At 71.6% G+C, this 22725-nt stretch carries 20 protein-coding genes and 3 pseudogenes; 9 read left to right on the plus strand and 14 right to left on the minus strand.

Annotated features, from left to right (window positions below):
* Nucleotides 1-3: 3 nt before the first annotated feature.
* The 6 genes from ACZ44S_RS29400 to ACZ44S_RS29425 form a co-directional block, all read right to left on the minus strand.
* Nucleotides 4-927 carry an AAA family ATPase gene (locus ACZ44S_RS29400; protein WP_466934182.1) on the minus strand — a complete coding sequence of 308 codons (924 nt, stop codon included), beginning with the start codon at nucleotides 925-927 and terminating at the stop codon, nucleotides 4-6.
* An 8-nt stretch (nucleotides 928-935) separates the two neighbouring features.
* Nucleotides 936-2207 (minus strand): toll/interleukin-1 receptor domain-containing protein, encoded by a 1272-nt coding sequence (locus tag ACZ44S_RS29405; RefSeq protein ID WP_466934184.1) that lies wholly within the window; start codon nucleotides 2205-2207, stop codon nucleotides 936-938.
* A gap of 57 nt (nucleotides 2208-2264) precedes the next feature.
* Complete coding sequence (locus tag ACZ44S_RS29410; protein WP_466934186.1) at nucleotides 2265-3500, minus strand: hypothetical protein; 1236 nt, start codon at nucleotides 3498-3500, stop codon at nucleotides 2265-2267.
* Between the two features lie 49 nt (nucleotides 3501-3549).
* Nucleotides 3550-4185 (minus strand): response regulator transcription factor, encoded by a 636-nt coding sequence (locus tag ACZ44S_RS29415; protein WP_466934232.1) that lies wholly within the window; start codon nucleotides 4183-4185, stop codon nucleotides 3550-3552.
* On the minus strand, nucleotides 4185-5306 hold the full coding sequence (locus ACZ44S_RS29420) for a sensor histidine kinase (protein WP_466934234.1): 1122 nt from the start codon (nucleotides 5304-5306) through the stop codon (nucleotides 4185-4187). The genes ACZ44S_RS29415 and ACZ44S_RS29420 overlap by 1 nt, the downstream gene beginning before the upstream one ends.
* Before the next feature lie 155 nt (nucleotides 5307-5461).
* Nucleotides 5462-6124 (minus strand): DedA family protein, encoded by a 663-nt coding sequence (locus ACZ44S_RS29425; RefSeq protein WP_466934188.1) that lies wholly within the window; start codon nucleotides 6122-6124, stop codon nucleotides 5462-5464.
* A gap of 301 nt (nucleotides 6125-6425) precedes the next feature.
* Between ACZ44S_RS29425 and abc-f the strand changes: the two genes are divergently transcribed.
* The 4 genes from abc-f (at nucleotide 6426) to ACZ44S_RS29445 (ending at nucleotide 11590) form a co-directional block, all read left to right on the plus strand.
* On the plus strand, nucleotides 6426-8054 hold the full coding sequence (abc-f, locus tag ACZ44S_RS29430; RefSeq protein ID WP_466934236.1) for a ribosomal protection-like ABC-F family protein: 1629 nt from the start codon (nucleotides 6426-6428) through the stop codon (nucleotides 8052-8054).
* Between the two features lie 107 nt (nucleotides 8055-8161).
* Entirely contained in the window at nucleotides 8162-8716 is a 555-nt protein-coding gene (locus ACZ44S_RS29435; RefSeq protein ID WP_466934190.1) for a DM13 domain-containing protein, read from the plus strand.
* A 127-nt stretch (nucleotides 8717-8843) separates the two neighbouring features.
* Nucleotides 8844-9965 (plus strand): sulfite oxidase, encoded by a 1122-nt coding sequence (locus tag ACZ44S_RS29440; protein WP_466934192.1) that lies wholly within the window; start codon nucleotides 8844-8846, stop codon nucleotides 9963-9965.
* Nucleotides 9966-10237: 272 nt separating this feature from the next.
* A complete protein-coding gene (locus ACZ44S_RS29445; RefSeq protein WP_466934194.1) occupies nucleotides 10238-11590 on the plus strand; it encodes a DUF5933 domain-containing protein in 1353 nt (450 codons plus the stop codon).
* 33 nt (nucleotides 11591-11623) lie between these two features.
* Here ACZ44S_RS29445 and ACZ44S_RS29450 read toward each other — a convergent pair whose 3' ends face one another.
* The gene (locus tag ACZ44S_RS29450; RefSeq protein WP_466934195.1) at nucleotides 11624-12397 is read right to left on the minus strand and encodes a polysaccharide deacetylase family protein; all 774 of its coding nucleotides are present in this window, start codon (nucleotides 12395-12397) and stop codon (nucleotides 11624-11626) included.
* A gap of 173 nt (nucleotides 12398-12570) precedes the next feature.
* Nucleotides 12571-12867: pseudogene (locus tag ACZ44S_RS29455) on the minus strand (hypothetical protein); the annotation flags it as partial.
* Between the two features lie 184 nt (nucleotides 12868-13051).
* Between ACZ44S_RS29455 and ACZ44S_RS29460 the strand changes: the two are divergent.
* Complete coding sequence (locus tag ACZ44S_RS29460; protein WP_466934197.1) at nucleotides 13052-13819, plus strand: flavodoxin family protein; 768 nt, start codon at nucleotides 13052-13054, stop codon at nucleotides 13817-13819.
* Nucleotides 13820-13954: 135 nt separating this feature from the next.
* Here the strand turns inward: ACZ44S_RS29460 and ACZ44S_RS29465 are convergent, their stop codons facing one another.
* Nucleotides 13955-16273, minus strand: a complete 2319-nt coding sequence (locus ACZ44S_RS29465; RefSeq protein WP_466934199.1) for a SpoIIE family protein phosphatase — start codon at nucleotides 16271-16273, stop codon at nucleotides 13955-13957.
* A 907-nt stretch (nucleotides 16274-17180) separates the two neighbouring features.
* Entirely contained in the window at nucleotides 17181-18014 is an 834-nt protein-coding gene (locus tag ACZ44S_RS29470; protein ID WP_466934201.1) for a PIG-L family deacetylase, read from the minus strand.
* A gap of 394 nt (nucleotides 18015-18408) precedes the next feature.
* Between ACZ44S_RS29470 and ACZ44S_RS29475 the strand changes: the two are divergent.
* Nucleotides 18409-18630: pseudogene (locus tag ACZ44S_RS29475) on the plus strand (pyridine nucleotide-disulfide oxidoreductase); the annotation flags it as partial.
* A gap of 75 nt (nucleotides 18631-18705) precedes the next feature.
* Here the strand turns inward: ACZ44S_RS29475 and ACZ44S_RS29480 are convergent.
* The gene (locus ACZ44S_RS29480; protein ID WP_466934202.1) at nucleotides 18706-19071 is read right to left on the minus strand and encodes an ArsR/SmtB family transcription factor; all 366 of its coding nucleotides are present in this window, start codon (nucleotides 19069-19071) and stop codon (nucleotides 18706-18708) included.
* Between the two features lie 45 nt (nucleotides 19072-19116).
* Entirely contained in the window at nucleotides 19117-20172 is a 1056-nt protein-coding gene (locus tag ACZ44S_RS29485; protein ID WP_466934204.1) for a flavin-containing monooxygenase, read from the minus strand.
* Between the two features lie 107 nt (nucleotides 20173-20279).
* Here ACZ44S_RS29485 and ACZ44S_RS29490 point away from each other — a divergent pair, with 107 nt between their 5' ends.
* Together ACZ44S_RS29490 and ACZ44S_RS29495 are read left to right on the plus strand one after the other, a co-directional pair.
* On the plus strand, nucleotides 20280-20447 hold the full coding sequence (locus ACZ44S_RS29490) for a hypothetical protein (protein WP_466934206.1): 168 nt from the start codon (nucleotides 20280-20282) through the stop codon (nucleotides 20445-20447).
* A gap of 230 nt (nucleotides 20448-20677) precedes the next feature.
* Nucleotides 20678-21115, plus strand: a complete 438-nt coding sequence (locus tag ACZ44S_RS29495; RefSeq protein ID WP_466934208.1) for an ArsI/CadI family heavy metal resistance metalloenzyme — start codon at nucleotides 20678-20680, stop codon at nucleotides 21113-21115.
* Between the two features lie 238 nt (nucleotides 21116-21353).
* Here ACZ44S_RS29495 and ACZ44S_RS29500 read toward each other — a convergent pair.
* Together ACZ44S_RS29500 and ACZ44S_RS29505 are read right to left on the minus strand one after the other, a co-directional pair.
* A pseudogene (locus ACZ44S_RS29500) lies at nucleotides 21354-21487 on the minus strand (DUF2637 domain-containing protein); the annotation flags it as partial.
* A 61-nt stretch (nucleotides 21488-21548) separates the two neighbouring features.
* The gene (locus ACZ44S_RS29505; protein WP_466934238.1) at nucleotides 21549-21842 is read right to left on the minus strand and encodes a 2TM domain-containing protein; all 294 of its coding nucleotides are present in this window, start codon (nucleotides 21840-21842) and stop codon (nucleotides 21549-21551) included.
* 431 nt (nucleotides 21843-22273) lie between these two features.
* Here ACZ44S_RS29505 and ACZ44S_RS29510 point away from each other — a divergent pair, with 431 nt between their 5' ends.
* On the plus strand, nucleotides 22274-22705 hold the full coding sequence (locus tag ACZ44S_RS29510; RefSeq protein ID WP_466934210.1) for an ester cyclase: 432 nt from the start codon (nucleotides 22274-22276) through the stop codon (nucleotides 22703-22705).
* Nucleotides 22706-22725: the final 20 nt, after the last annotated feature.

Raw genomic sequence — 22725 nt, forward strand, 5'->3', positions numbered from 1 at the left:
GGGTCACGGCTCCCGCTGCGGGGACTTGCTCAGCGTGAGACTGCGCAGCAGGGGCCACCGCGGATGGGCCGGACCGAGGTCCAGTGCGCGGCAGGCGCGCAGGGCGTCCAGGTACTCGGCGGTGCTGGGCAGCCGCTCGCGGCGGTTGCTCCCTTCCGCGCGCACTCGCATGAGCTCGTCGGCGAGCTCACCCGCGAGATGCAGTGTCGGCGGGTCGAGGGCCACTCCCTCCTCGCGCAGGTGCAGCGTCGCGATCCTCACCAGGCTCTCGTGGGTCGGGCCGGGCAGGGAGAAGGTGACACAGCGCCGTACGAAGGCATCCGGCAGTTCGCGGTCCCCGTTGGTGGTGATGACGATCAAAGGGGTCCCCGCGCCCGGCTCGCGGCGGACGGCGGTCCCGGTCTCCGTGACGGTGAACTCCTGCGAGCCCAGCGGGACCAGCAGGCTGTTGGGCACGTCCGGGTCGGCCTTGTCGATCTCGTCGATGAGGACGACGGCGCCCTTGGACACGTGCTGCCGGTAGAACCGGTCGAGCGGGTCGTGCGGGCGTCCCGGCGCGAGAAGACCGCCTCGGGTGTGGGCCGACTCGGGTGCGAACGCCCACCACAGGACACCGGGTTCGATGTAGTCGCCGTCCTTCAGCGTGCCGTGGCGCGTCTGCGCGTCCGCCAGCCTGCGCACGGCGTCGAAGGACCACAGCAGGTCGGTGGCCTGGGTCCGGGACGTGACCACGTGCTCGTAGTACCGCATGCCGTTGGCCCGGGCGTGGAACGGGGCCAGGGACGACTTGCCGGAGCCCGGGGCCCCGCTCAGCAGCAGGGGCCGGGCGGTGGCCAGTGCCACGTCGATGGCCAGCCCGAGCCCGTCCGGCATGTCGTAGACCCGGCCGTCCCTGGCGTCGGGACCGTACGACACGTGATCCGTCACGGGGACTCCTATGAGTAGGTACCGGCGAGTTGTTCGTGCAGGGTGCTGAGGCGTTTGGTGCGGAGCTTCGCCGTCTGTTCGTCCTGCGCGGTGAGCAGGGGCCGCAGCAGCACCGCGTTACGGAAGGCCGCCCGGACCTGTTCCCCGGGCTCCGGCGTGCCGGTCGTCACCAGGACGATCAGCCAGGAGAAGGCTCCGTGCAGCAGCTGCACCGCCTGTGCGAACTCGGCGTCGGGCGGGCACAGTTCATTGATGACGAGGTAGTGGACCCGGGTGTCGACGTCATGGGGCAGGATCCGGTCCTCCTCGTCCTCGGCCTCGAAGAACTCCTGCCACACCGCGTTCTCCCAGGTGCGGAACCGCTCCCCCACCCGGTCCTCACCCGTGGGCAGGCTGCCGACCGACCGCACCTCGAAGCCGTGGGTGGCGGCGCAGGTCGCCCGCCGGATGTACTGCTCGGCCGTTACCGTCGCCCGGGCGTTCAGCAGGACCGTCATCCCGTGGGGGCGCTTGTCCGGTTCGGGGAGCAGTCCGCGTGCGGCCTCCTCGTCGACCCAGGTGGGCGCCAGCGCCGCCGCCAGCCGGCGGATGATGTGGTCCGGCAGTGAAGAGGCGAGCGCGTCGAGGGCCGCCTCCATCCGGTCGGGAGGAGCCAGCAGGAACTGGTGGGCGAGGAACAGGCACCCTCCGTGCCGGCCGGTGGCACCGGCCAGGTACTCGTTCTCCGCCCCCAGCGCCCTGGCGGCGTCGACCAGCACGCCGGGGCGATGCCGGGCCTCGGAGAGATAGTCGCCCAGGCGCTGGAGCCAACGGCTCATCGGATCGGTGCCCGTGACCGCCTCGGGAAGCTCGCAGAAGCGATCCAGTACCTGGTCGGAGAGGCTCTCGGCGTCGGGCTGCGCGCCGCGCGGGGTCCTGGCGAACTGGATCGGCCGAAGCTCCTCCAGCCCGGCGATCTTGACGTCCTCGGTGGTCAGCCCGTCCAGGAGGACGGGCACCACGAGCAGAGGCGCGCCGAGCGCCCTGCGCCACATGAGGATGTTGACCTCGCGCCGTACCCACGTCGACTTCAGCGCCTTCTCACTGAGAAGCACGACGGCCGCGTCACAGCGCGCGAGCCAGTGCACGATCTCCGGGCGCCACTCGTTGCCCGGCGGAATGGCGGACTGGTCCACCAACGGGCTGTGGTTCTTCTCCCTGAGACGCTTCTCGATCCTCTTCAGAACAGCGGTCGCGAAGGCGTCGCCCCGGGCGCTGTGGCTGATGAACACGTCCCCCACGACGATGATTCTGATCCATCGGCCGCCACCACGGAGGGCAGTCTCACAAACCCGCGCTCACAGACCCGCGTCGAACTCCGGCTTGGCGACGATGATCCTCCAGCGGCGCAGCTCCTCCGTGAGTGTCGTCTCGACCCGTAGGGCCAGGGCGCGGAAGGAGACGGCGACGTCCGGGCCGACGGGTTCGGCGAGCAGCCGGCGCAGCGTGTTCTCGTGGGCCAGCAGTTCCAGGCGGGCCTCCCGGTAGGAGACGGCCAGGCGCTGCGCGGCGAGCAGGTTCTGCACGGCCAGCACGGTGTTGCACACGGGCGGGAGGCCCGCGGCGAGCAGGGCGATGACCGAGGCAGCCACCGACGGCTCGGCTCCGCCCCGGCCCGACACGAGGAGCGCCGCGTACGAGAGGGCGACGACCACGGCTGCCAGCACCGCGCCCTTGGCGACCCGGCCGAGGACGCTCTCCGTACGCCCGCACTTCTCGGCGGCCAGCTCGAAGTACAGCCCTTGACGCCTGATGCGGTGGTCGAGGTACGTGCTCATCCGGTCGGCGGTGTCGGTGCCGGGGCCGCCGGGACGGCGCCAGACCTCGTCCTGCCAGTGGGTTTCCGATCCGTCCGTGGCGCGGTCGGCGAGTCGGGCGAATGCGTCGAGCTCGGCCGGACCGGCACCGGCGAGCAGGCTCAGGCGTGCGTCGCGGACCCGCTCCGCCTCCTGGTCGGTACGGCCCAGATAGGGCCCGACGGCCGCGAGGAGCAGGAACATCTCACGGCGGAAGAGCTCGGCCCTGACCCGGCTGGTCACCCAGGGACGGGACGGTTCCTGCTCGGTCCAGACCGTCCAGACCAGGAAGACGAGCAGAAGGCACTCGGCGAGGACGAAGCCCAGGCCCAGGTGACTGCCGTGGTCGAGAAACACGGTCTGCGCGGTCAGGAACACCACGGCCAGGGCGGGGAGCACGGCGAGTCGGACACCGGTCGCCCGGAACCGCCCCTGCAGATCGACCGCGGTGTCCCCCGCCGGGCGCGGCACGATGTTCGGATAGTCGATCGGCTTGCGTACGCCCGGCCCGGGGCTCCATGCCGCGCGCCGCGGGCCGCTGGTCCGGCGACGGCGTCGGTGCGCCCATTCCCGGCCGAGCAGGTATCCGCTGTCCAGGAGGACCAGGATCCAGAGTGCCCCGACCGCCGGAAGCGCGACCACCATGAACGGCGCCCGGGTCAGCAGTGCTGCCGCCGTCCAGGCCACCAGTACGGCGCTGGCACCGAGAACGATCTGGATCCGCCTCGCAGTCCGCATGCTCCCCCCACCCCCACGGCACGGTGGCGAGGGTATCGCGACCCCCGTGTCACGACTCCAGATACCGCAGCACGGCCAGGATCCGGCGGTTGTATCCCGTGGCGTGGGCGAGTTCGAGCTTGTCGAAGATGGTGTTGAGGTTCTTCTCGACCGCGCTCATGGAGATGTGCAGCTGCTCGGCGATGGCCGCGTTGGTGTACCCCTGGGCCAGCGTCTCCAGGACGCTGCGCTCACGGGGGGTCAGCCGGGCCAGCGGATCGCTGTGCGTCGTGCGGATGACCAGCTGCCGTACGACCTCCGGGTCGATGGCCGCGCCTCCCGCGTGCACCCGCTCCAGGGCGTCGAGGAACTCCTCCACCTGGGCGACACGGTCCTTGAGCAGGTAGCCCACGCGCTCCGCGCCCGAAGCCAGCAGCTGCGCCGCGTAATTGCGCTCCATGTGCTGGGACAGCACCAGCACCCCGACGCCGGCCCACCGGCTGCGGATCTCCAGTGCGGCCCGCAGCCCTTCGTCCGTGTGGGTCGGGGGCATCCTGATGTCGACGACGACCAGGTCGGGCGGCCGCGCCTCCACCTCCCGCAGCAGCGCGACGGCGTCACCGACCGCGGCCGGGACCTCGTGCCCCTCCTCGGTGAGCAGCCGGACCAGCCCCTCCCGCAGCAGGGTCGAGTCCTCGGCGAGCATTACGCGCACGGCAGCTCCGCGGTGATCGTGGTGGGTCCCCCGGAGGGGCTGTGGACGTGCAGCCGGCCGTCCAGCGCGCCGACCCGGCTGTGCAGCCCGGTCAGTCCGCTGCCCGCCGGGTCCGCGCCGCCGTCCCCGTCGTCCTCGACGCGGACGACGAGCACGGTGCCGTACGCGCGCACGCTCACGTGGATCCGTGTGGCGGCGGCCGCGTGCTTGGCGGCGTTGGTCACGGCCTCCGAGACGACGAAGTACGCGGCGGTCTCGACGGGGGCGGGCAACGGCTCGGTGAGCCCGAAGTCCATCCGGACGGGGATGTGGCACCGCTCGGACACCCCGGCGAGCGCCTCCCGCAGCCCCTGGCTGTCCAGTGCGGTGGGATAGACCCGCCAGGCCACTTCCCGCAGCTCGGTCAGCAGCTCCCGCGACTCCCGGTGGGCCTGCTCCAGCAGGCTGTCCGCCTGTTCGGGCGTCCGGCCCCGGCGGGCGCGTCCGAGGAGCATGGCCAGCGCCACCAGACGCTGCTGCACCCCGTCGTGCAGGTCCCGTTCGATGCGCCGGCGCTCGGTGTCCACGGCCTGCAGCACCGCTGCCCGGCTGGTGGCGAGCTCGTCGATGCGCCGCCGCAGCAGTTCGCGTTCCGAGGGACCGAAGCTCTCGCGGGCCAGCCGCGCGTCGAACGACTCCAGCGCCAGCAGGCCCTGCACGTTCAGGAAGAGCAGCACCCCGCCCAGCACCCCCTGGACCAGCAGTTCCCGCCAGCCGAGGGTGCCCCGCGCGAGGCTCGCGACGAGCAGCCCGGCCAGGACGGCACCGAACGCGAGCAGGCCCGCCACGAAGCCGGTGACCAGGCCCGCGCAGACGCGGGTGGCGAGGTAGCGCAGGATCCGGTGGTCCGGGACGGGACGGTCGGGGAAGCGGTCCCCGAAGAAGACCGAGCGGCGCCGGCGTTCGAGCGCGGTCAGCCGGCGCGCACCGGCGGCCAGGGCGGCGAGGGCGCGCCGACGGGTGCGCGGCCACAGCAGACGGGGACCGAGGAGGGTGCCGGCGACCGTGAAGTACAGCAGGCCCAGGAAGGCGGTCGGGCAGCCGAGCAGCAGCCCCGCGGCCCTTCTCGGCAGTGCCGGAGCGGACGCGGGCCCGCCTCCCGGGGGGCCGAGGGCCGTCGGGAGGTGCCGGGCGTCGAAGTCCGCCGATTCCTCCCGCACGTTCGCCGAGACTAGCCGGGCGACGCAGCCCGGACAAGATCGTCCGTCCGGGGCGGGGACGGGGCCGGTCATGACGTGCGGCGGTGCTGGGCGGACCCGCGGGGGCGCAGACGGACCACGACGTAGACCACCAGTGCCGCCGCGACCAGGCCGAGGACCGCCTTGCTGACCAACCCCACATACGTCCCGACGGTGTCCCACTGCTCGCCCAGCCAGTAACCGGACAGCACGAGCGCGGAGTTCCACATCAGGCTGCCCAGGGCGGTGAGCGTCAGGAAGGTGGGCAACGGCATGCGCTCCAGCCCGGCCGGTACCGAGATGAGACTGCGGAAGATCGGCACCATACGGCCGAGGAGGACCGCCTTCGTCCCGTGCCGGGCGAACCACTGCTCCGTCCGCTCCAGGTCGGACGCCTTGACCAGCGGCAGCCTGGCCCAGATCGCGTGCATCCGCTCCCGGCCGAACAGCGCGCCGGCCCAGTAGAGGACGGTGGCGCCCGCCGTGGAGCCGAGGGTGGTCCAGAACAGGGCCGAGAAGAGGCCGATGACACCCTGCCCGGCGGCGAATCCGGTCAGCGGCAGGATGATCTCGCTGGGCAGCGGGGGGAAGAGGTTCTCCAGGGCGACGGCGAGACCGGCCCCGGGCGCGCCCATGGCGTCCACGAGGTCGGCGGCCCAGCCCGCGATGCCGTCGGCGGGTTCCTGGGGCAGAGCCAGGTTCACGAGGTCCATGCGAAGTCTCCAGGGCGGCTGCGGTGCGGTCCTCGCGGCGACTGCCGCGATCCGTCAACCACGCTAGAAACCGCAGGTCAGCACCGGTATGAGGATTGCCGTCGCGTTCCTGGGGTTCCCCGCACCCGGCACCCTGCGGTTTTCCGCAGGGCGAGGAGCTCCCGGTGATCCGGGCGTCACCGGAGGAGCGGCCCGGACAAGAAACGAGACGTTGCGTCTTGTGTGGGCGGAGGGGAGAGGCTATGTTCGGTGAGGCGAGACGGACCGTCTCGTACTGTCTCTCGAAAGTGGACCTCACTTGATCCGTACTCCCGCAGCACCGTCCGCCCGTACCGCCGTGTCCCAGCTCACCGTCACCGACGTCACCAAGCGCTACGGCCCCCACCTCGTCCTGGACCGTGTGTCCTTCACGGTCCGGCCAGGGGAGAAGGCGGGGGTCGTCGGGGACAACGGCTCCGGCAAGTCCACCCTGCTCCGGCTGCTCGCCGGCGTGGTACGGCCCGACAACGGAGAGGTCTGCGTCGTCGCGCCGGGCGGCGTCGGGCACCTGGCGCAGACCCTCGGCCTGCCGGACACGGCCCGCGTCGGCGACGCCGTCGATCTGGCACTGGCCGAACTCCGCACCCTGGAGCGCGGGATGCGGGCGACCGGCGCCGCGCTCCACCACGCCGACCCGGCCGTCCTCGACCGGTACGCCGCCCTCCAGGAGGAGTTCGAGGCCCGCGGCGGATACGACGCGGACCGCCGTGTCGACGTCCTGCTGCGTCACCTCGGCGAGCCGTCGGCCGGTCTGGACCGCTCGCGGCGGCTCGGCACGCTCTCCGGCGGCCAGCGCTCCCGGCTCGCCCTGGCCGCGACCCTCGCCTCGGCCCCCGAACTGCTGCTGCTCGACGAGCCCACGAACGACCTGGACGACGAGGCGGTGGCCTGGCTGGAGGAGTGGCTGCGCGCCCACCGCGGCACGCTCGTCGCCGTCACGCACGACCGGGCGTTCCTCGACAGGGTCACCGACACCGTCCTGGAGGTCGACCACGACACCCGCTCGGTCCGCCGCTACGGCGACGGCTACCCGGGCTACCTCGCCGCCAAGGCCGCCGAACGCGCCCGGCAGCAGCGCGAACACGAGGAGTGGCGCGCCGAGACGGCCCGCCAGGCCCGGCTCGCCGACTCCCACGCCGGGCGCCTCGACGCGATCCCGCGCAAGGGACCGTGGGCGTTCAGCGGTGCCGGCGCCTTCCGGGCCCGCTCGCGGGCGCACGGTGCCATGAGCCGCGTCCGCAACGCGCGTGAGCGGCTGCACCGGCTCACCGAGAACCCGGTGCCCGCGCCTCCCGTGCCGTTGCGGTTCTCGGCGGACATCGGCGGATCGGCCGACCGTGCGGTGGAGGTGGAGGACCTGCGCGTCCCGGGCCGCCTGACGCTGGACTCGCTCCACGTCCCGGCGGGGGGCCGGCTCCTGGTGACCGGTCCCAACGGCGCGGGCAAGACCACCCTCCTCCGGGTCCTGGCCGGCGAGCTGACCCCGCAGCCCGGCGCCACGGTGCGGCGGCCCGCGCGGGTCGGATTCCTGCGCCAGGTGGCGCCGGCGGACTCCCCGGAGGAGGAGGGGCGTTCGCTGGGCGCGGTCTTCGGCGAGGATCGCGCGGACGAGCTGCTGACCCTGGGGCTGTTCCGGCCGGCCGACCTGACCCGGCCCCTGCGGGACCTGTCCACCGGACAGCGCCGCCGCCTCGAGGTCGCCCGTCTGGTCACGGGCGCCTACGACCTCCTTCTGCTCGACGAGCCGACCAACCACCTCTCGCCCGCCCTGGTGGAGGATCTCCAGACCGCCCTGGCCGCGTACGAGGGCACGCTGATCGTCGTCACCCACGACCGGCGGCTGCGGTCGGCGCTGCCCGGAGCCGTCCGGGAGATCACCCCTGCACGGTGAGCGGGCTGCGGGCCGGACGTAAGACTTTCGTCATCCCGTCGGCCGCCCGGGGCGGGCGCCCGGTCCGTTGAATGGAGACGAGACGACAACCCTCCAGGAGGTGGGCTATGGGGCGTGGACGACGTGCGCCGTCGCGGCCGTGGGTGGCCGGCGCGCTGCTCGTGGCGGTCGCCGGGGCAGGATTCGGGCTGTACTGGTTCCAGCCGTGGAAGCTGTGGCAGGACGAGACGGTCCAGGAGGCGCTGCCCGTGACCGCCACGAGCAGCGCACCGTCGCCCGACGGCTCCTCCGCGCCCTCCCCGGCCGGGCCGGTGACGCTGGCGAGCGGCGAGCTGATCAGCCATGAGCACGCGACGTCCGGCACGGTGAAGCTCGTACGGCTGGCCGACGGCTCCCATGTCGTCCGGGTGGAGAACCTCGACACCAGCAACGGCCCCGACCTGCGCGTCTGGCTGACCGACGCGCCGGTCAAGGAGGGCCGGGCCGGCTGGCACGTGTTCGACGACGGGAAGTACGTCAGCCTCGGCCGGCTCAAGGGCAACAAGGGCAGCCAGAACTACGTCCTGCCCGCCGACGTCGATCCGGGCCGGTACAGCAGCGTCAGCATCTGGTGCGACCGCTTCGACGTCTCGTTCGGCGCCGCGGCACTCGCCCGCACCTGAGGCGGCGCGGACCCGGGTGCGAGGGCGGCACGAAGCGGACCCGGGTACGAGGGCGGCACGAAGCGGACCCGGGTACGAGGGCGGCACGAAGAGGACAGAACCGGGCGGAGTGGACGACAATCGGGGGATGGGACGTCGCATCGCCGACGTGAGCACTCCCGCCCGGCTGGCCGCCCCCGGCGAGGGCCTGGGCCAGGACGAGCTGGCGCTCGCCGCCCGGAACCACGGCCTGCCGCTCGAGGCCCTGCGCCACGACGTCACCCCGCCCGGACTCCACTACACCCTCACCCACTACGACATCCCCCACGTGCCGGACGAAACCGCCTGGCGGCTGACGGTCGGCGGCAGGGTGCGGCACCCCCTCGACCTCACACCGGCGCAGCTGCGCACCTGCCCCGCGGTCACCACACGGGTGACCCTGGAGTGCGCGGGCAACGGCAGGGCCCTGCTGACGCCACGGCCGGTGAGCCAGCCCTGGCTGGTCGAAGCCGTCGGCACGGCGGACTGGACGGGAGTGCCGCTGCGGACGCTCCTGCGCGAGGCGGGGGTGGAGCCCGGCGCGGTGGACGTCGTGTTCACCGGCGCGGACCACGGCGTGGAGCGCGGTGTCGAACAGGACTACCGGCGGAGCCTCCCGCTCGCCGTGGCCACCGGCGACGACCCCGAGGTGCTGGTCGCCCACGCCATGAACGGCGCCCCGCTGCCGCCCCAGCACGGCAGCCCGCTCCGCCTCGTGGTCCCCGGCTGGTACGGCATGGCGCAGGTGAAGTGGCTGCGGGACATCACCGTCCTCGACGCCCCCTTCACCGGCTTCCAGCAGTCCGTCGCCTACCGGCTCAGGCGGACACCCGAGGAGACCGGCGAGCCGGTCACCCTCATCGCGCCCCGGGCGCTCCTGGTCCCGCCCGGTTTCCCGGACTTCATGTCCCGGACCCGCGTGGTCGCGCCCGGCACCGTCACCCTGACCGGACGGGCCTGGTCGGGACAGGCCCCGGTGACGGCGGTCGAGGTGAGCACGGACGACGGCCGGTCGTGGCGGCCGGCCGCGCTCGAACCGGATCACGGTCACCGTTGGGCCTGGCGCCGCTGGTCCTTCGTGTGGCCGGCCGTGCCCGGCGATCACGTGCTGAGCGCCCGCGCCCACGACGCGTCGGGGAACGTCCAGCCGACCGAACAGCCCTGGAACCGAGGCGGGTTCGCCAACAACCTCGTCCAGCGTGTCCCGGTGTTCTGCCCCGACGCCGTGTGAGGTCGGACGCTGTGCGCTCACACGGCTATTGACCTGCGTAGATGGGCTGTGCTTCCCTCGCGCGAAGGGCTGGGGGGCGCCGCGGCCGGTGAGGTGCGGGGCGGGTCGGGGGAGGCGTGAGGTGTCTCCGTGTGAACCCGGGCCGTGCTTTTTCCGTCTTCTTACTGACCGACGGCTGCCCTGACGGGATCAACATCTAACAAAGCTGACAGAAGTTGACACACATACCACCGCAGAACTTTTCGCGCGTCCGTGAGAGAGCCGCGACGCCCGTGTGGCGTCGGCCGAAGGCCGTGCTCTGGACCCTGACCGCCGCCGTGACCCTCGGCTTCCTCGTCGCGCTCGAACTCGCCGCGCGTCACTACGGCACACCGGGGCCGATCACCCTTCAGGCGCGGGAGGTGATCCACGCGCCCAAGTCGGGCGGTCTGCTGTACGCCTCCCTGGCGCTGATGACGGTGGTGCTCACCTGGCGGCAACGGTTCATCGCGGTGGGCGCCGCGATCGGCATCGACCTCGCCTTCGCCGTCGTCCGCTGGGCCGTCGACGCCGACACGGCCGGCGGCCACCCCTTCGGCAACGGTGCCCTGTGGGTGACCCTGGGCGTCGCGGTCCTCGCCGTCACCCGCCGCACCGGCCCGGAACGCGTCCTGCTGCTGAAGGGCGTCGGCCTGGCCCTGCTGCTGATGGCCGGCCGCAAGACGGGCGACACCTGGCTGCTCATCACCTCGAAGACCCGCACGACGGTGCTCGACCAGTACGTCGCCGTCGCCGACCACGCGCTGGGCAACCCGTCCTGGCTGGTGGGCCGGCTCGTCACGGCCTCCGGCTCCGTCGGCTACAACTTCCTCGACTTCGTCTACGGCAACCTCGCGGTGGCCGCGGTCGCCGCCGCCCTCTACCAACTGCGTCACGTGGCGGCCGAGCGTCGCTTCCCGCGCCACCACCTGGTGCGCACGTTCCTGGTGATCGGCCTCGTCGGACCGGCCTTCTACATGATCTTCCCGGTGGTCGGCCCGATCTTCGCCTACGGCACCGGCACCGAGCACTGGTCGGCGGTCAGCCTGTGGGCGCCCGACATGCCGCCCACCTCGCCCTGGGCCGCGGCCGACATCTGGCCGCGGACGCTGCCGCCGGCCGACGCCCCGCAGCCCATGACGTTCGACGGGATCACCCCGCGCAACTGCATGCCCAGCCTGCACACCGCCTGGGCCACCGCGATCTTCATCCACACCCGCACGGGCCCGCGGCTGCTGCGCCACGCAGGAACGTTCTGGCTGGTCGCCACGCTCTGCGCGACCCTCGGCTTCGGCTGGCACTACGGCGCGGACCTCATCGCCGGCGTCGTCTTCACCCTCACCATCGAGGCGGCCCTGCGCGCGTACGACCGGGGCTGGGACCCGGCGGGGCTCCGGCTGGTCGCCCACGGCACCGCGGTCTTCACCGCGTTCCTGCTGTCGTACCGCTGGCTCCCCGTGCAGATGGCCCACTATCGCTGGCTGGCAGGCCCCCTGCTGCTGCTGGCGACGGCCTCGGTGGTCCACGGCTACGCACGGACCACCGGGCAGTGGTCCCGGAAGACCGCCCCGGCACCCCGCCCCGAACCGCAGCCCGAACCGATCTGAACCACGTCCGGGCGGCGGGCCGGGCCGGATGGCTCAGCGCACCGGGAAACCGAACGCGTACCCCTCCTCCTTGAGCCAGGGCAGGACGCGGTTCAGGGCGTCGACGGTCTGCGAGCGGTCCCCGCCCGCGTCGTGGAAGAGGAGCGTCGGCCCGTTGGGGAGCTCCCGCTCGACGGTGTCGACGATGGCGTCCGCGCCCGGCCGCTCGAAGTCCTTGGTGTCCACGTTCCAGCCCAGCGGGCGCATGCCCCGGGAGGCGGCCAACTGGCGGCTGTAGGGGGTGAAGGCCCCTCCGGGCGCCCGGTAGTACATCGGCCGCACTCCCCCGGACGCCTTGGTGATCATGCGCTCGGCGTCCAGGATCTCCTTGGACTGGTAGGCCTCGGACTGCCGGTCCATGGTGGTGTCGTGCGACACCGAGTGGTTGCACAGCCGGTGCCCGGCCGCGACCACGTCCTTCACCAGGTCCGGGTGGGCCTGCGCCTGCGTTCCGGTCACACAGAACGTGGCCTTCACCCCGTGCTCGCGCAGCAGGTCGAGCACCTGGGGGGTCCACGTGGGATCGGGGCCGTCGTCGATGGTGATGTTGACGCCACGGTCCCCCGCGTCGGAGGCGTGCGCGATGGTCTTCGAGACCGGTTCGACGGCACCGCCCGGCGCCGGGGACGCGGACGTCTGCGGTGACGGGCCGCCCACGACGTCGGCCTGCGCCGTCCACACCGAGGCCCCGACGGCCAGCACCGTCACCCCGAGCGCCGCCCCGGCCACCTTGCCGTACCAGCCCCGTCCACCGCTGTGCCGTGCCATGTCCGCCCCGCCTCCGCGTCGTTGCCCGTCGCCCTGATCACCTCGGAACCATCTGGCAGGACGAGCGAGGCGCGACCACGGATCCGCCCGTTACCGATCACGGACAATTCCGGGGAAGTTCGCGGACAAGTACGGGACTCGGCCGCACCGCCGCCGCACCGGTCACCGCGCTCTCAGCTCAGCGCGCTCGTCTCCCGCCACTCGCCCCACGAGAGGTTCCACGCGCCGAAGCCGTTGCCGGGCGCCACCACGCCCTCGGTCAGGAGGTGCCGTTCCACGGCGCGGCGTGCGCGGACCGGAATGCTGCGGACCGTCCTTCCGTCGCGCTGCAGGGTCAGTCGATGCCTGTCGAGGTCGACCTTGACGATCTGCTCGACGCCGATGGTGAAGCGGGTCGTGTGGTCACGCACGAACCAGCCGCCGTCCGCGCCCGAGTGGGTGCCGTTCAGCTCGGCCTTCAGCGTGACCTTGGGAGATCGGCTGGGACACCCCCACCGTGGAGTCAACCGTGCGCACCCTCACGCGCACGTCGGCAAGGAGAACGGCGGACCGGGCGTGGGCGCCGTCGCCGGCCGGCGGGGCCATTCGGAGTCGTGTGGTGGCGGCTGCCGGGACCGGTCCGCACGCTGGTCGCAGTGGACTGACGCCGTGCACATGCCGGCGGCTGAACTCCGGGAGGACCGTGTGACCGCTACATCGCCCGCCACCGACGCACCGCCTGCCCGGTACGACGACCTGCGTGCCCTGGTGATCAACTGCACCCTCAAGCGCTCGCCGGAGCCGAGCAACACTCAAGGGCTGATCGACCGAGGCACTGCCATCATGCAGGCACAGGGAGTGCACGTCGATGTCGTTCGGGCCGTGGACCACGACATCGCCACCGGGGTGTGGCCCGACATGACGGAACACGGCTGGGCGACGGACGCCTGGCCGGACCTGTACCAGCAGGTTCTGGCAGCCGACATCCTCGTGCTGGCCGGCCCGATCTGGCTGGGCGACAACAGCTCCGTGATGAAGCGGGTGATCGAGCGCCTCTACGCCTGCTCCAGCCTCCTCAACGAAGCGGGACAGTACGCCTATTACGGCCGCGTCGGAGGCTGCCTGATCACCGGCAACGAGGACGGCGTCAAGCACTGCGCCATGAACGTCCTCTACAGCCTGCAGCACCTGGGCTACGCCATCCCGCCCCAGGCGGACGCCGGATGGATCGGCGAGGCAGGCCCCGGCCCCTCCTACCTCGACCCCGGCTCGGGCGGCCCGGGGAACGAGTTCACCAACCGCAACACCACCTTCATGACCTGGAACCTGCTCCACCTGGCCCGGGTGTTGAAGGACATGGGTGGCATCCCCGCCTACGGCAATCAGCGCACCGCCTGGGACGCCGGCTGCCGCCGCGACTACGAGAACCCCGAGCACCGGTAGAGGAGGCAGCCCGCCTCGGACACACCCGCGGTGTCCTGGAGGGCCTGACCGGCGCCGGAGACGTCATCACCTCAGCCGGCGTCTGCGACCTGATGGTCCCTTCCCCGTCCGTACGGTCCGCCGGGGTCTCACCGGTCACAGCCGAAGGACGAACCAGGTGGTCTTCCCCTGCTCGTCGGGGCGGACGCCCCAATGGTCGGCGAGGGCGTCGACGAGGATCAGGCCCCGTCCGGACTCCTCGTCCTGAGCGGCCAGCCGTGGCTGGGGCAGATGAGGGCTGAGGTCGCTGATCTCGACGGCCAGTTCGGTGGCCGTGCGGCGCAGATGGACGACGACAGGGCCTTCCGCGTGCTGCACGGCGTTGGTGAGAACCTCGGAGACCAGCAGTCTGGCGTCGTCGGCTCTGTGGGCGCAGTTCCAGGAGGCGAGTGTCTCGACCACGAAGGAGCGGCCCGCGGACACCGCGGTTGGGGTGGCCGGCAGCTCCCTACGGGCGATGTCCAGCGGGGCGTCGGGGAGCTGGGCCAGAAGGAGGGTGACGTCGTCGTCGTGGCCCTCGGAATCGGGCAGCAGCGCGGCGAGTACGTGATCGGCGGCGTCATCGAGGCCGCTGGAGAGTGTGAAGGCGTCGTCGAGGGCCGCGGTGAGCTTGTCGATCTGGTACTCGATGTCGCTGCCGGGGGTTTCGACCAGGCCGTCGGTGTACAGCACCAGGGCGGCGCCCGGTGGGATGTCCGCGCTGGACTGCTGGTAGAGGATGTCGCCGACGCCCAGAGGGGCGTTCACCGGCGCGGGAAGCCGATCGACGCCGTTGCCGGGGGTGGCGACGAGGGTGGGCAGGTGGCCGGCGGAGCACAGGGTCACGGATCCGGCGTCCGGGGCTATGACCAGATAGCAGCAGGTGACCAGCTGGTCCGGGACATTGAGGTCGGCGACGACCGCGTCCAGCGCCTGCATGAGCTGACGGGGCTGCATTCCGGTCTTGGCCAGGGCATGGGCGGCGGAGCGCAGCTGGCCCATGACGGACGCCGCCTCCAGACCTCGGCCCATGACGTCACCGATGAGGATGCCGACTCGGCCGGCGCCGAGCGGGATCAGATCGAACCAGTCGCCGCCCACTCCGGCGCCCTGGGTCGCGGGCCGGTAGCGGCTGGCGGCCGCCAGGCCGGGGATGGCGGGTGGGGTGCCCATGAGGCTGCGCTGCAGGGTGAGGGCGATGTGCTTCTGCTGCCTGTACAGCTCGGTGAGTTCGGCCTCGGCGCGCTTGCGGTCGCTGATGTCACGGACGATGGCGCATGCGCCGACGACCGTTCCGGTGGCGTCCCGGGTCGGCCACAGCGTCACGTCGACGTCGAGCATGGCACCGGTGCTGGTGACCCGCAGGGTTTCGAAATGCTCGATCTTCTCGTCGTGCCGCAACCGCTCCAGCAGGTGGATGATCTCGCCCTTGCGCTCCGGCGTGGCCAGTATGGACACGTGCTGCCCGATGGCTTCCTCGGACGTGTAGCCGTACAGTCGCTGGGCGGCGGCGTTCCAGTACGTGATGCGCCCGTCGAGCGTCTTGGCGAGGATCGCGTCCTGAGAGGACTCGACCAGGGCGGCGAGCTCGGTGATACGCGCCTCGGCGGCCTTGCGTTCGCTGACGTCGCGGACGGCGGCGGAGACCAGGAGCCCGTCGGTGGTTTCGAGGGGGCTGAGGCTGATCTCGACGGGGAACTCGCTGCCGTCCTTGCGCAGTCCGTGCAGTTCGAGCCCCGCCCCCATCGGCCGAACCTGCCGGGCGCCGGCGTAGCCGTCCCGGTGCCGGGTGTGGTGGTCCTGGAACCGCTCGGGCACCAGCAACTCAACCGGACGGCCCAGGAGTTCCTCGCGCCGGTAGCCGAAGAGAGCCTCGGTCTGGGCGTTGACGAGTGTGATGGTTCCCTTGTCGTCCACGATCACCATGGCGTCCGGGGCCGCCTCCAGCAGTGCCCGGAACCTTTCCTCGGCGGCCTTGCGTTCGCTGACGTCGCGGACGGCGGCGGAGACCAGGAGCCCGTCGGTGGTTTCCAGGGGGCTGAGGCTGATCTCGACGGGGAACTCGCTGCCGTCCTTGCGCAGTCCGTGCAGTTCGAGCCCCGCCCCCATCGGCCGAACCTGCCGGGTGGCGGCGTATCCGTCGCGGTGGGTGGCGTGGTGGGTGTGGAACCGACTGGGAATGAGGATCTCGACGGGGTGGCCGAGGAGTTCGTCGCGCCGGTAGCCGAAGAGGGCTTCGGTCTGGGCGTTGACGAGTGTGATGGTTCCCTTGTCGTCCACGATCACCATGGCGTCCGGGGCCGCCTCCAACAGCCCCCGGAACCGGTCCTCGACCGTTCCGGGGCCGCTTGCACGGCTCGTGGTGCCGCGCCGGCGGCCGGCCTCCCCGGCAGCTGCTGCTCTGCCGGTCGACCCCGGTGTGATCGTGTCGCTCATGGCGGCCCCAACTGACTGGCATGGTGCGGTGAGTCCGCCATCCCAGCGCATCCCCGCCGCGGCCGCCCCGGTCTGCCCCGTTCTGGCTCCGAGACGGCCGTACCTGCCTGATTGCGACTGGATGCTGCCCCTGTCTGGCGACAACGAGGGACGACTCCGCGGGCGGGGTGCCCTCGGAATCGAGGGCTATGCGCAGCGCGTTGACGTGGGTGGGCAGCACCTTGCGGCCGCCCGCGGGCGGCTCCGACCCCCACACCGCGTCGAGCAGCCGCTCGTGGCTCTGCACCACCCCGCGGCTCAGCACCAACGCGGCCGGCACGGTCTGCCGTGTGAGCGGCCCGAGATCCAGCAGCGCTCCGTCCCGCCAGGCCCGTAACGGCCCGAGCACCTCGAACCGAAGCCGCTGAGAAGATCTCCCGCCCGCGCCAAGCCTCCGCTCCCGCACGTCACCCAGGTCATCCATCGATCATTCATCAGCATTGCAGCACGCCTCGCCATGGTGATGGCCGTGACATCGCACAACCCGCACACAACCGAGGGGGTCCGCGTGACCGAAGCGGAGTTGGTGGCCACCGCGTTGGCCACCGGCGCGGCGGCCGGCCTCACCGGCACCCGCGTGGAGTCGTCCACGATCTCCACGCCGCGCTGCGACAGGCGGTACGCCGACGACTGGCCGGCGGCGGCGACGGCGCCCGGGCCGGCTACGGGGTCCGGGTACTGGACGCGTACGAAACGGACCCCGACGTGTGGCGGACCCGGCTGCTCCAGGTCCTCGCCACCGGGATGGAGATCGACGAGGAGATCCGCGTCGCGGCCCGCGCCGTCCTGCGCGCGCAGCGCCGCACGGGACACCCCTGCTGACGGCGGCGGCCGGGAAGCCTTCCCGGCCGCCGGTCGGACGGATGGATCAGCGCAGGCCGGCGAAGAGATCGTTCTCGGGTACGGCGGCGCCGGTGGTGTCCCTGACCCGGACGAAGGTCTCCGTGCCCATCACCTCACCGAACCTCTCCTTGCCCATCTTGAGGAAGAAGATGTTCTCGCCCTGACTGGAGTGCGCGGCCAGCGCGTCGAACTTCTGACCGCTGAACGCGGTGGTGTCCACCCAGGTGGTGATCTCGTCGTCAGGGAGGCCCATCTCGGCCATCGCCGCGGCCTCGGCGGGATCCGGCTCCGGCAGGTCCGCACCGAACTCGCGCATGATCTCGCCGAACCGCCGCATCTCCGAGCGGGGCATCGTGGTCCAGTACACCTTCGGTGTCAGCGTGACCATCTCCAGCGCCGCCATCGTGATGCGGTGGGCCTGGATGTGATCGGGGTGACCGTAGAAGCCGTTCTCGTCGTAGGTGACGACCACATCGGGGCGGTGGTGCCGCATGAGGTCCGCGAGCCGGGCGGCACCTTCCTCGACGGGGGTCCGCCAGAAGGATCCGGGGGCGTCATTGCTCGGCCAGCCCATCATCCCGGAGTCGGCGTAGCCCAGCATCTCCAGCTCGCCGACCTTCAGGACGTCACAGCTCGTCTCGAGTTCCCGCCGGCGCATCACGGCGACGGCCTGCGGGTCATGCCCGGGATCACCAGGCTTGACGCCTCCCGGCCCGTCACCGCAACCGCCGTCGGTACACGTCACCAGAACCGTGCGGATGCCTTCCGCCGCATACCGCGCGAGAACCCCTCCGGTGCCGGTGGCCTCGTCATCGGGATGGGCGTGCACCGCCATGAGCGTCAAGGGTCGGTCAGTCATGGAGCAGTCCTCCTGCGGAGATGCGTCGTGGTCCGAGCAGGCCCGATCCCGCCAGCCGGACGACCTCGTGGTCTCCGTGTCCCCCGCACGCGCGGCACCGGCCCCTCGGTCGATGCAACAGCGCGGCCCCGACGGCCTGTTCCCCGCACGGCCACTCGCCCCACACACCGGCGTTTCCACGCGAACGAGCCACGGACGCGCCCCGCACATGCCGGCGCGCCGTCCATCCCACACCGGCGCATGTGCCGCACCGCCGCATCCTGCGGGCCCGATCCCGCTGGAGCCGGCGCACTGTTCTCGGCTCGACCGACCCTTCTCGTGCGTTTCCGCCGGCGGTGATCAGCGCGACCGCCGTACACGTACCGCGGCCGTCGAAGTGCGTTGCCGCCGGTCAGCGGTGGTCTGGTGCACCGGCTTCCGCCCTGCGCCTTCGCACCTGGCGCCCCTCGGTCCGGGCGGCCGGCGCGGGCACATCGCCACGGTGGGCACACGGGCCGCGGACGAGCCACGCCCGCACCTCCTCGGCCACGGCGACTGGACCGGCCCCGCTTCCGCCACTCTCATCGGCGTCGGACGACCGGCCCTCGATGCCGCCCGCGCTGTCGCCGCACTCCTCGACGCGGCACGGTCATCCGCGTGCGATCAGCCGCCAGGGCGCGTACGCGGCGATGACGGGCATGGCCGAGCGGGGCTACCGGACGGCGAGCAGTTGCCCCATCGCGGCCAGCACCGACGGTTCGACCCGGTAGTAGACCCAGGTGCCACGCCGCTCGGAGCTGAGCAGCCCCGCCTCCTTGAGCTTCTTCAGGTGGTGGGAGACGGTCGGCTGGGAGACGCCGACGTCGGAGATGTCGCACACGCATGCCTCGCCGCCCTCGTGGGAGGCGACGGCCGAGAAGAGACGCAGCCGCACCGGGTCCCCGAGCGCCTTGAACATGCGCGCCGTCCGCTCGGCCTCCTCGGAGGTGAAGGGGCGCTCGCTCAGCGGCGGGCAGCACGGCGCCACGGCGTCGGGGGCCTCGGGTTCCAGAAGCGGCAGCGCCTTGATGTTCGACATACATCTATGTTGACACATGTCAAACCAGAGGCCCAGGGTCAAGGGTCAGTGGGCCCGAAGCCGGTGGGCGAGCCCGCGGGCGATGCGAGTGGCGTCCCTGCCGACTCCCCGGAGGGAGTTGGAGGAGAGGCTGCGCTGCCATTCCAGTCCGACATGAGCGAGGCCGGGGAGGATGGTCGACATGCCCTCCCGGTGCCGCGGGTTGCCGTCGGCGTCGAGGGCGCCGACCGGGCGCAGGTAGTCGAGGTCGGGGCGGTAGCCGGTGGCGAGAACGATGGTGTCCACCTCCTCGGTGCTGCCGTCGGCCCAGGTCACCTTCGTGCCCTCGACCTCGCTGAACACGGGGCGCACGTCCGGTGCGCCGGCCGTCACGGCGGCGCGGTAACGGCCGTCGTCGATCACCCACTGTGTCGGCGGCGTGCGCAGGAAACGGCCCACGGGCAGAGTGTCGATCCCTGTCACCTTCAGCCACTGGTGCAGATCCCGGCCCAGTACGCGCTGACTGGTGAAGCGCACCGGATGGCGCGCCGCGAGGGTGGCCCGGGCGTGCGCCGCCAGTTCGGCGGCGATCTGCACCGCGGAGTTCCCGGACCCGACGACCACCACCCGCTGCCCCGCGAAGGGCTGCGGCGCGCGGTATTCGGCGGCGTGCAACACGGCCCCCGCGAACTCCTCCAGTCCCGGTAGAGCAGGGCGGTGGGGGCGACCGAAGCTCCCGGACGCCGCCACGACACCCCGGGTCGAGAGCCGGCCGCCGTCCTCCAGGGTGAGGGTGAAGCCCCCGTCCGCGGAGGCCACCTCCCGCACGCGCACTCCGGTGCGGATGTCGGCGTCCAGGCGGTCGGCGTACCGCAGCAGATAGGCGACGACCTCGTCCCGGTGCGGGTAGCGGTCCGGATCCCCACCGAAGGGCAGCCCAGGCAGCGAGCTGTGACCGGCCGGGGAGAACAGGGTGAGGCTGTCGTAGTACCGCGGCCACGACCCGGACGCCTGTTCCGACGCCTCCAGGACCACCGGCGCCAGTCCCTGTCCGCGCAGTGCGTGTGCGGTGGCCAGCCCGGACTGGCCGCCCCCGATCACTGCGACGTCTACGTGCTCCATGGCGCGCACCCTCACCGTTTCGATGTCTGTCTATCTTGACGTTCATCGAAGCAGGTGCCATGCTGGCAACGCAACCCATTGACACATATCGAAGCAAGGAGCCGAACATGGTTGCCGCCTGGGTCCGTAGCGTCTTCACCCGCTCTGCCGCCCGGCACCTGGCCGGCGTCCAGTTCTGCGACAGCTGCGCACAGGTGTGCGACAGCGACTGCCAGGCCCGGGCCCAGCGCCGCAGTGCACAGCTTGCGTCGGCATCGCACGCCCCGCTCCGCTGAGCCGTCCACCGCTCCGCCCCCGAGCACCGAACCGAACGGAGCACCGCCATGGAGAAGCAGAACCTTCCCGTCGTGGTCGTCGGTGCCGGCCTGTTCGACGAGCCCGACACCGCGCAGAGCGACGAGGGCGGCGGATGCTGCGCGGCCCCGGCCACCTTGCAGATCGGCACCGGCGCCCCGACCGCTTCCGGCGGCTGCCGAAACACCACTCCCATCCCAGGAGGTTCACCATGTCCCGCGTACAACTCGCCCTACGCGTCCCGGATCTCTCCGCGTCCATCGCCTTCTACTCGAAGCTCTTCGGCGTCGGGCCCGCCAAGCGCCGGGACGGCTACGCCAACTTCGCCATCGCCGAACCGCCGCTCAAGCTCGTCCTGATCGAAGGCGAAGCGGACGCGGCGACACGTATGGACCACCTCGGGGTCGAGGTCGACAGCACGGAAGCCGTCCATGCGGCCACCACCCGGCTGAGCGAAGCGGGCCTGGCCACGGCCGAGGAGAACGACACGGCCTGCTGCTACGCCCTGCAGGACAAGGTCTGGGTTCACGGCCCAGGCCAGGAGCCCTGGGAGGTCTACGTGGTCAAGGCCGACGCCGACACTCTGACCAAGCGGAGCGCCGGCCCCGCCGACGCCACGGGGCCGGCCGACGCTGCCGGATGCTGCTGACCCGCCCATGACCAACTGCCACACCAGCGCGGCCGTGACCGGAACAGGGGACCGGTCACGGCCCTGCGCCGCCCTGCCCACCCCCCTGTGCGTCACCCGGACCACCGGCTGGGGAATCGTCTCCTCCGCATCCCCTTCCTGAACCCGCGGATCACCGCAGACACCGGCCGGTCGACGACCACCACGACCGCCGCCTTCTCCGCGGCCCTGATCGCGTCGGCGCTCGCTCATGCTCTCGCCAGGCTGGGCGTTGACGGTCGAGCAGCCCGGCCGTGGCGACGTCGGCGTCGAGGGGTGCGGTCAGCGCGACGAGGAACCAGCACCACCCGGCCGCCTTTGCTCCGCGGAGCGCAGTCCCCGCCAGGCTGAGAGCCCGCGTTCGTGTCACCCGGTAGGAGGGGCGCTGTGCCACCTACGGACCGCACGCCCCTTCTCAGCGCATGCTGCGTAGCTCCCGATCGATGTCATCGTCCGTGATGGGCCGCCGGAAGTAGGCCTGCCACGCGTCGAGCAGCAGGAATACGCCCCACCCGCCAAGGACCCAGCCCGGCCAGAAGTATCCTGCACCCGTCAGTGCCCAGACCACGATCAAGAATCCATTGATCACGACATAGGCCACGAAGTCAGCGCGGAGTTTGCGCTTCTTCTCAAGCCGCTTGTGAGCCCACTCCCTCTCCGGCGTCGTCCGTGGCGAGTGTGAATCGTCCGGTCCCAAGGGACCCACCATGATCGCCACCTCCTCGGTTCGCAGGGGGGCTACGCGTCTCTTTCCAATGATCCCCCGGACCGGTTGGGTACGCCGCTCAAGAGCGGCGCGGGCCCTGCCTGGCAGCACGCATACAGGCAGGGCAGTACTCGGGCACTACCGGCGCCCGTCTCGTTTTCCGTCTCATTCAGCACCGTTCACGGCCGTTCGGAGGGGACCACCCGCCGGAGACTCACCCCACAAGCCGACCGCGCATGAACTCAGGTGAACGCCCCCGAACGAACTCCCACACCCAACCACCCCAGTTGGACAGCGTGTTGGCCACCTGATGAGGTGGGCTGCGGTCCACGACATGGACCCGAGGTTGCTCCCGGAAACCACCCGCAGGGGATGCGTAGTCGGACGCGGCGGGTCAGCATGGGAAGAAAGGGATGTTCCCTAGTGAGGTTCCCATGGCTGGCAATGAAACTTTCGTCCGTGACCTCTTCCGGGCTTGGAACGATCGGGACTACGACTCCATCGCCGGGTCCGTCGCTCCGGACTGCACCCTCATCGAGGAAGGCAGCGGCAGGACGCTGCGAGGGCCGGAGGGCTTCACCCGGCTCGCGAAGGCGATGTTCGACGCGATGCCCGACGGCACATTCACTCTCGACCACCTCACGTCCCAGGGGGACACGGTGGTCGTCGAGTACACGGGCAGCGGGACCCAGACTGGGGACCTGGTTCTGCATGCGGGCACCGTGCCCGCCACGGGGCGTCACGTCACGGTGCACGCATGTGACATCTACGAGGTCAAGGACGGCAAGATCCATGAGGGCCGCGCCTATCTCGACACCGGCGCCATCATGAGCCAGCTGGGTCTGACCGAGCAGTTGCGTGGCTGACCGCGGGGGCACCGACGACG

The organism is Streptomyces malachitofuscus, from assembly GCF_055571035.1.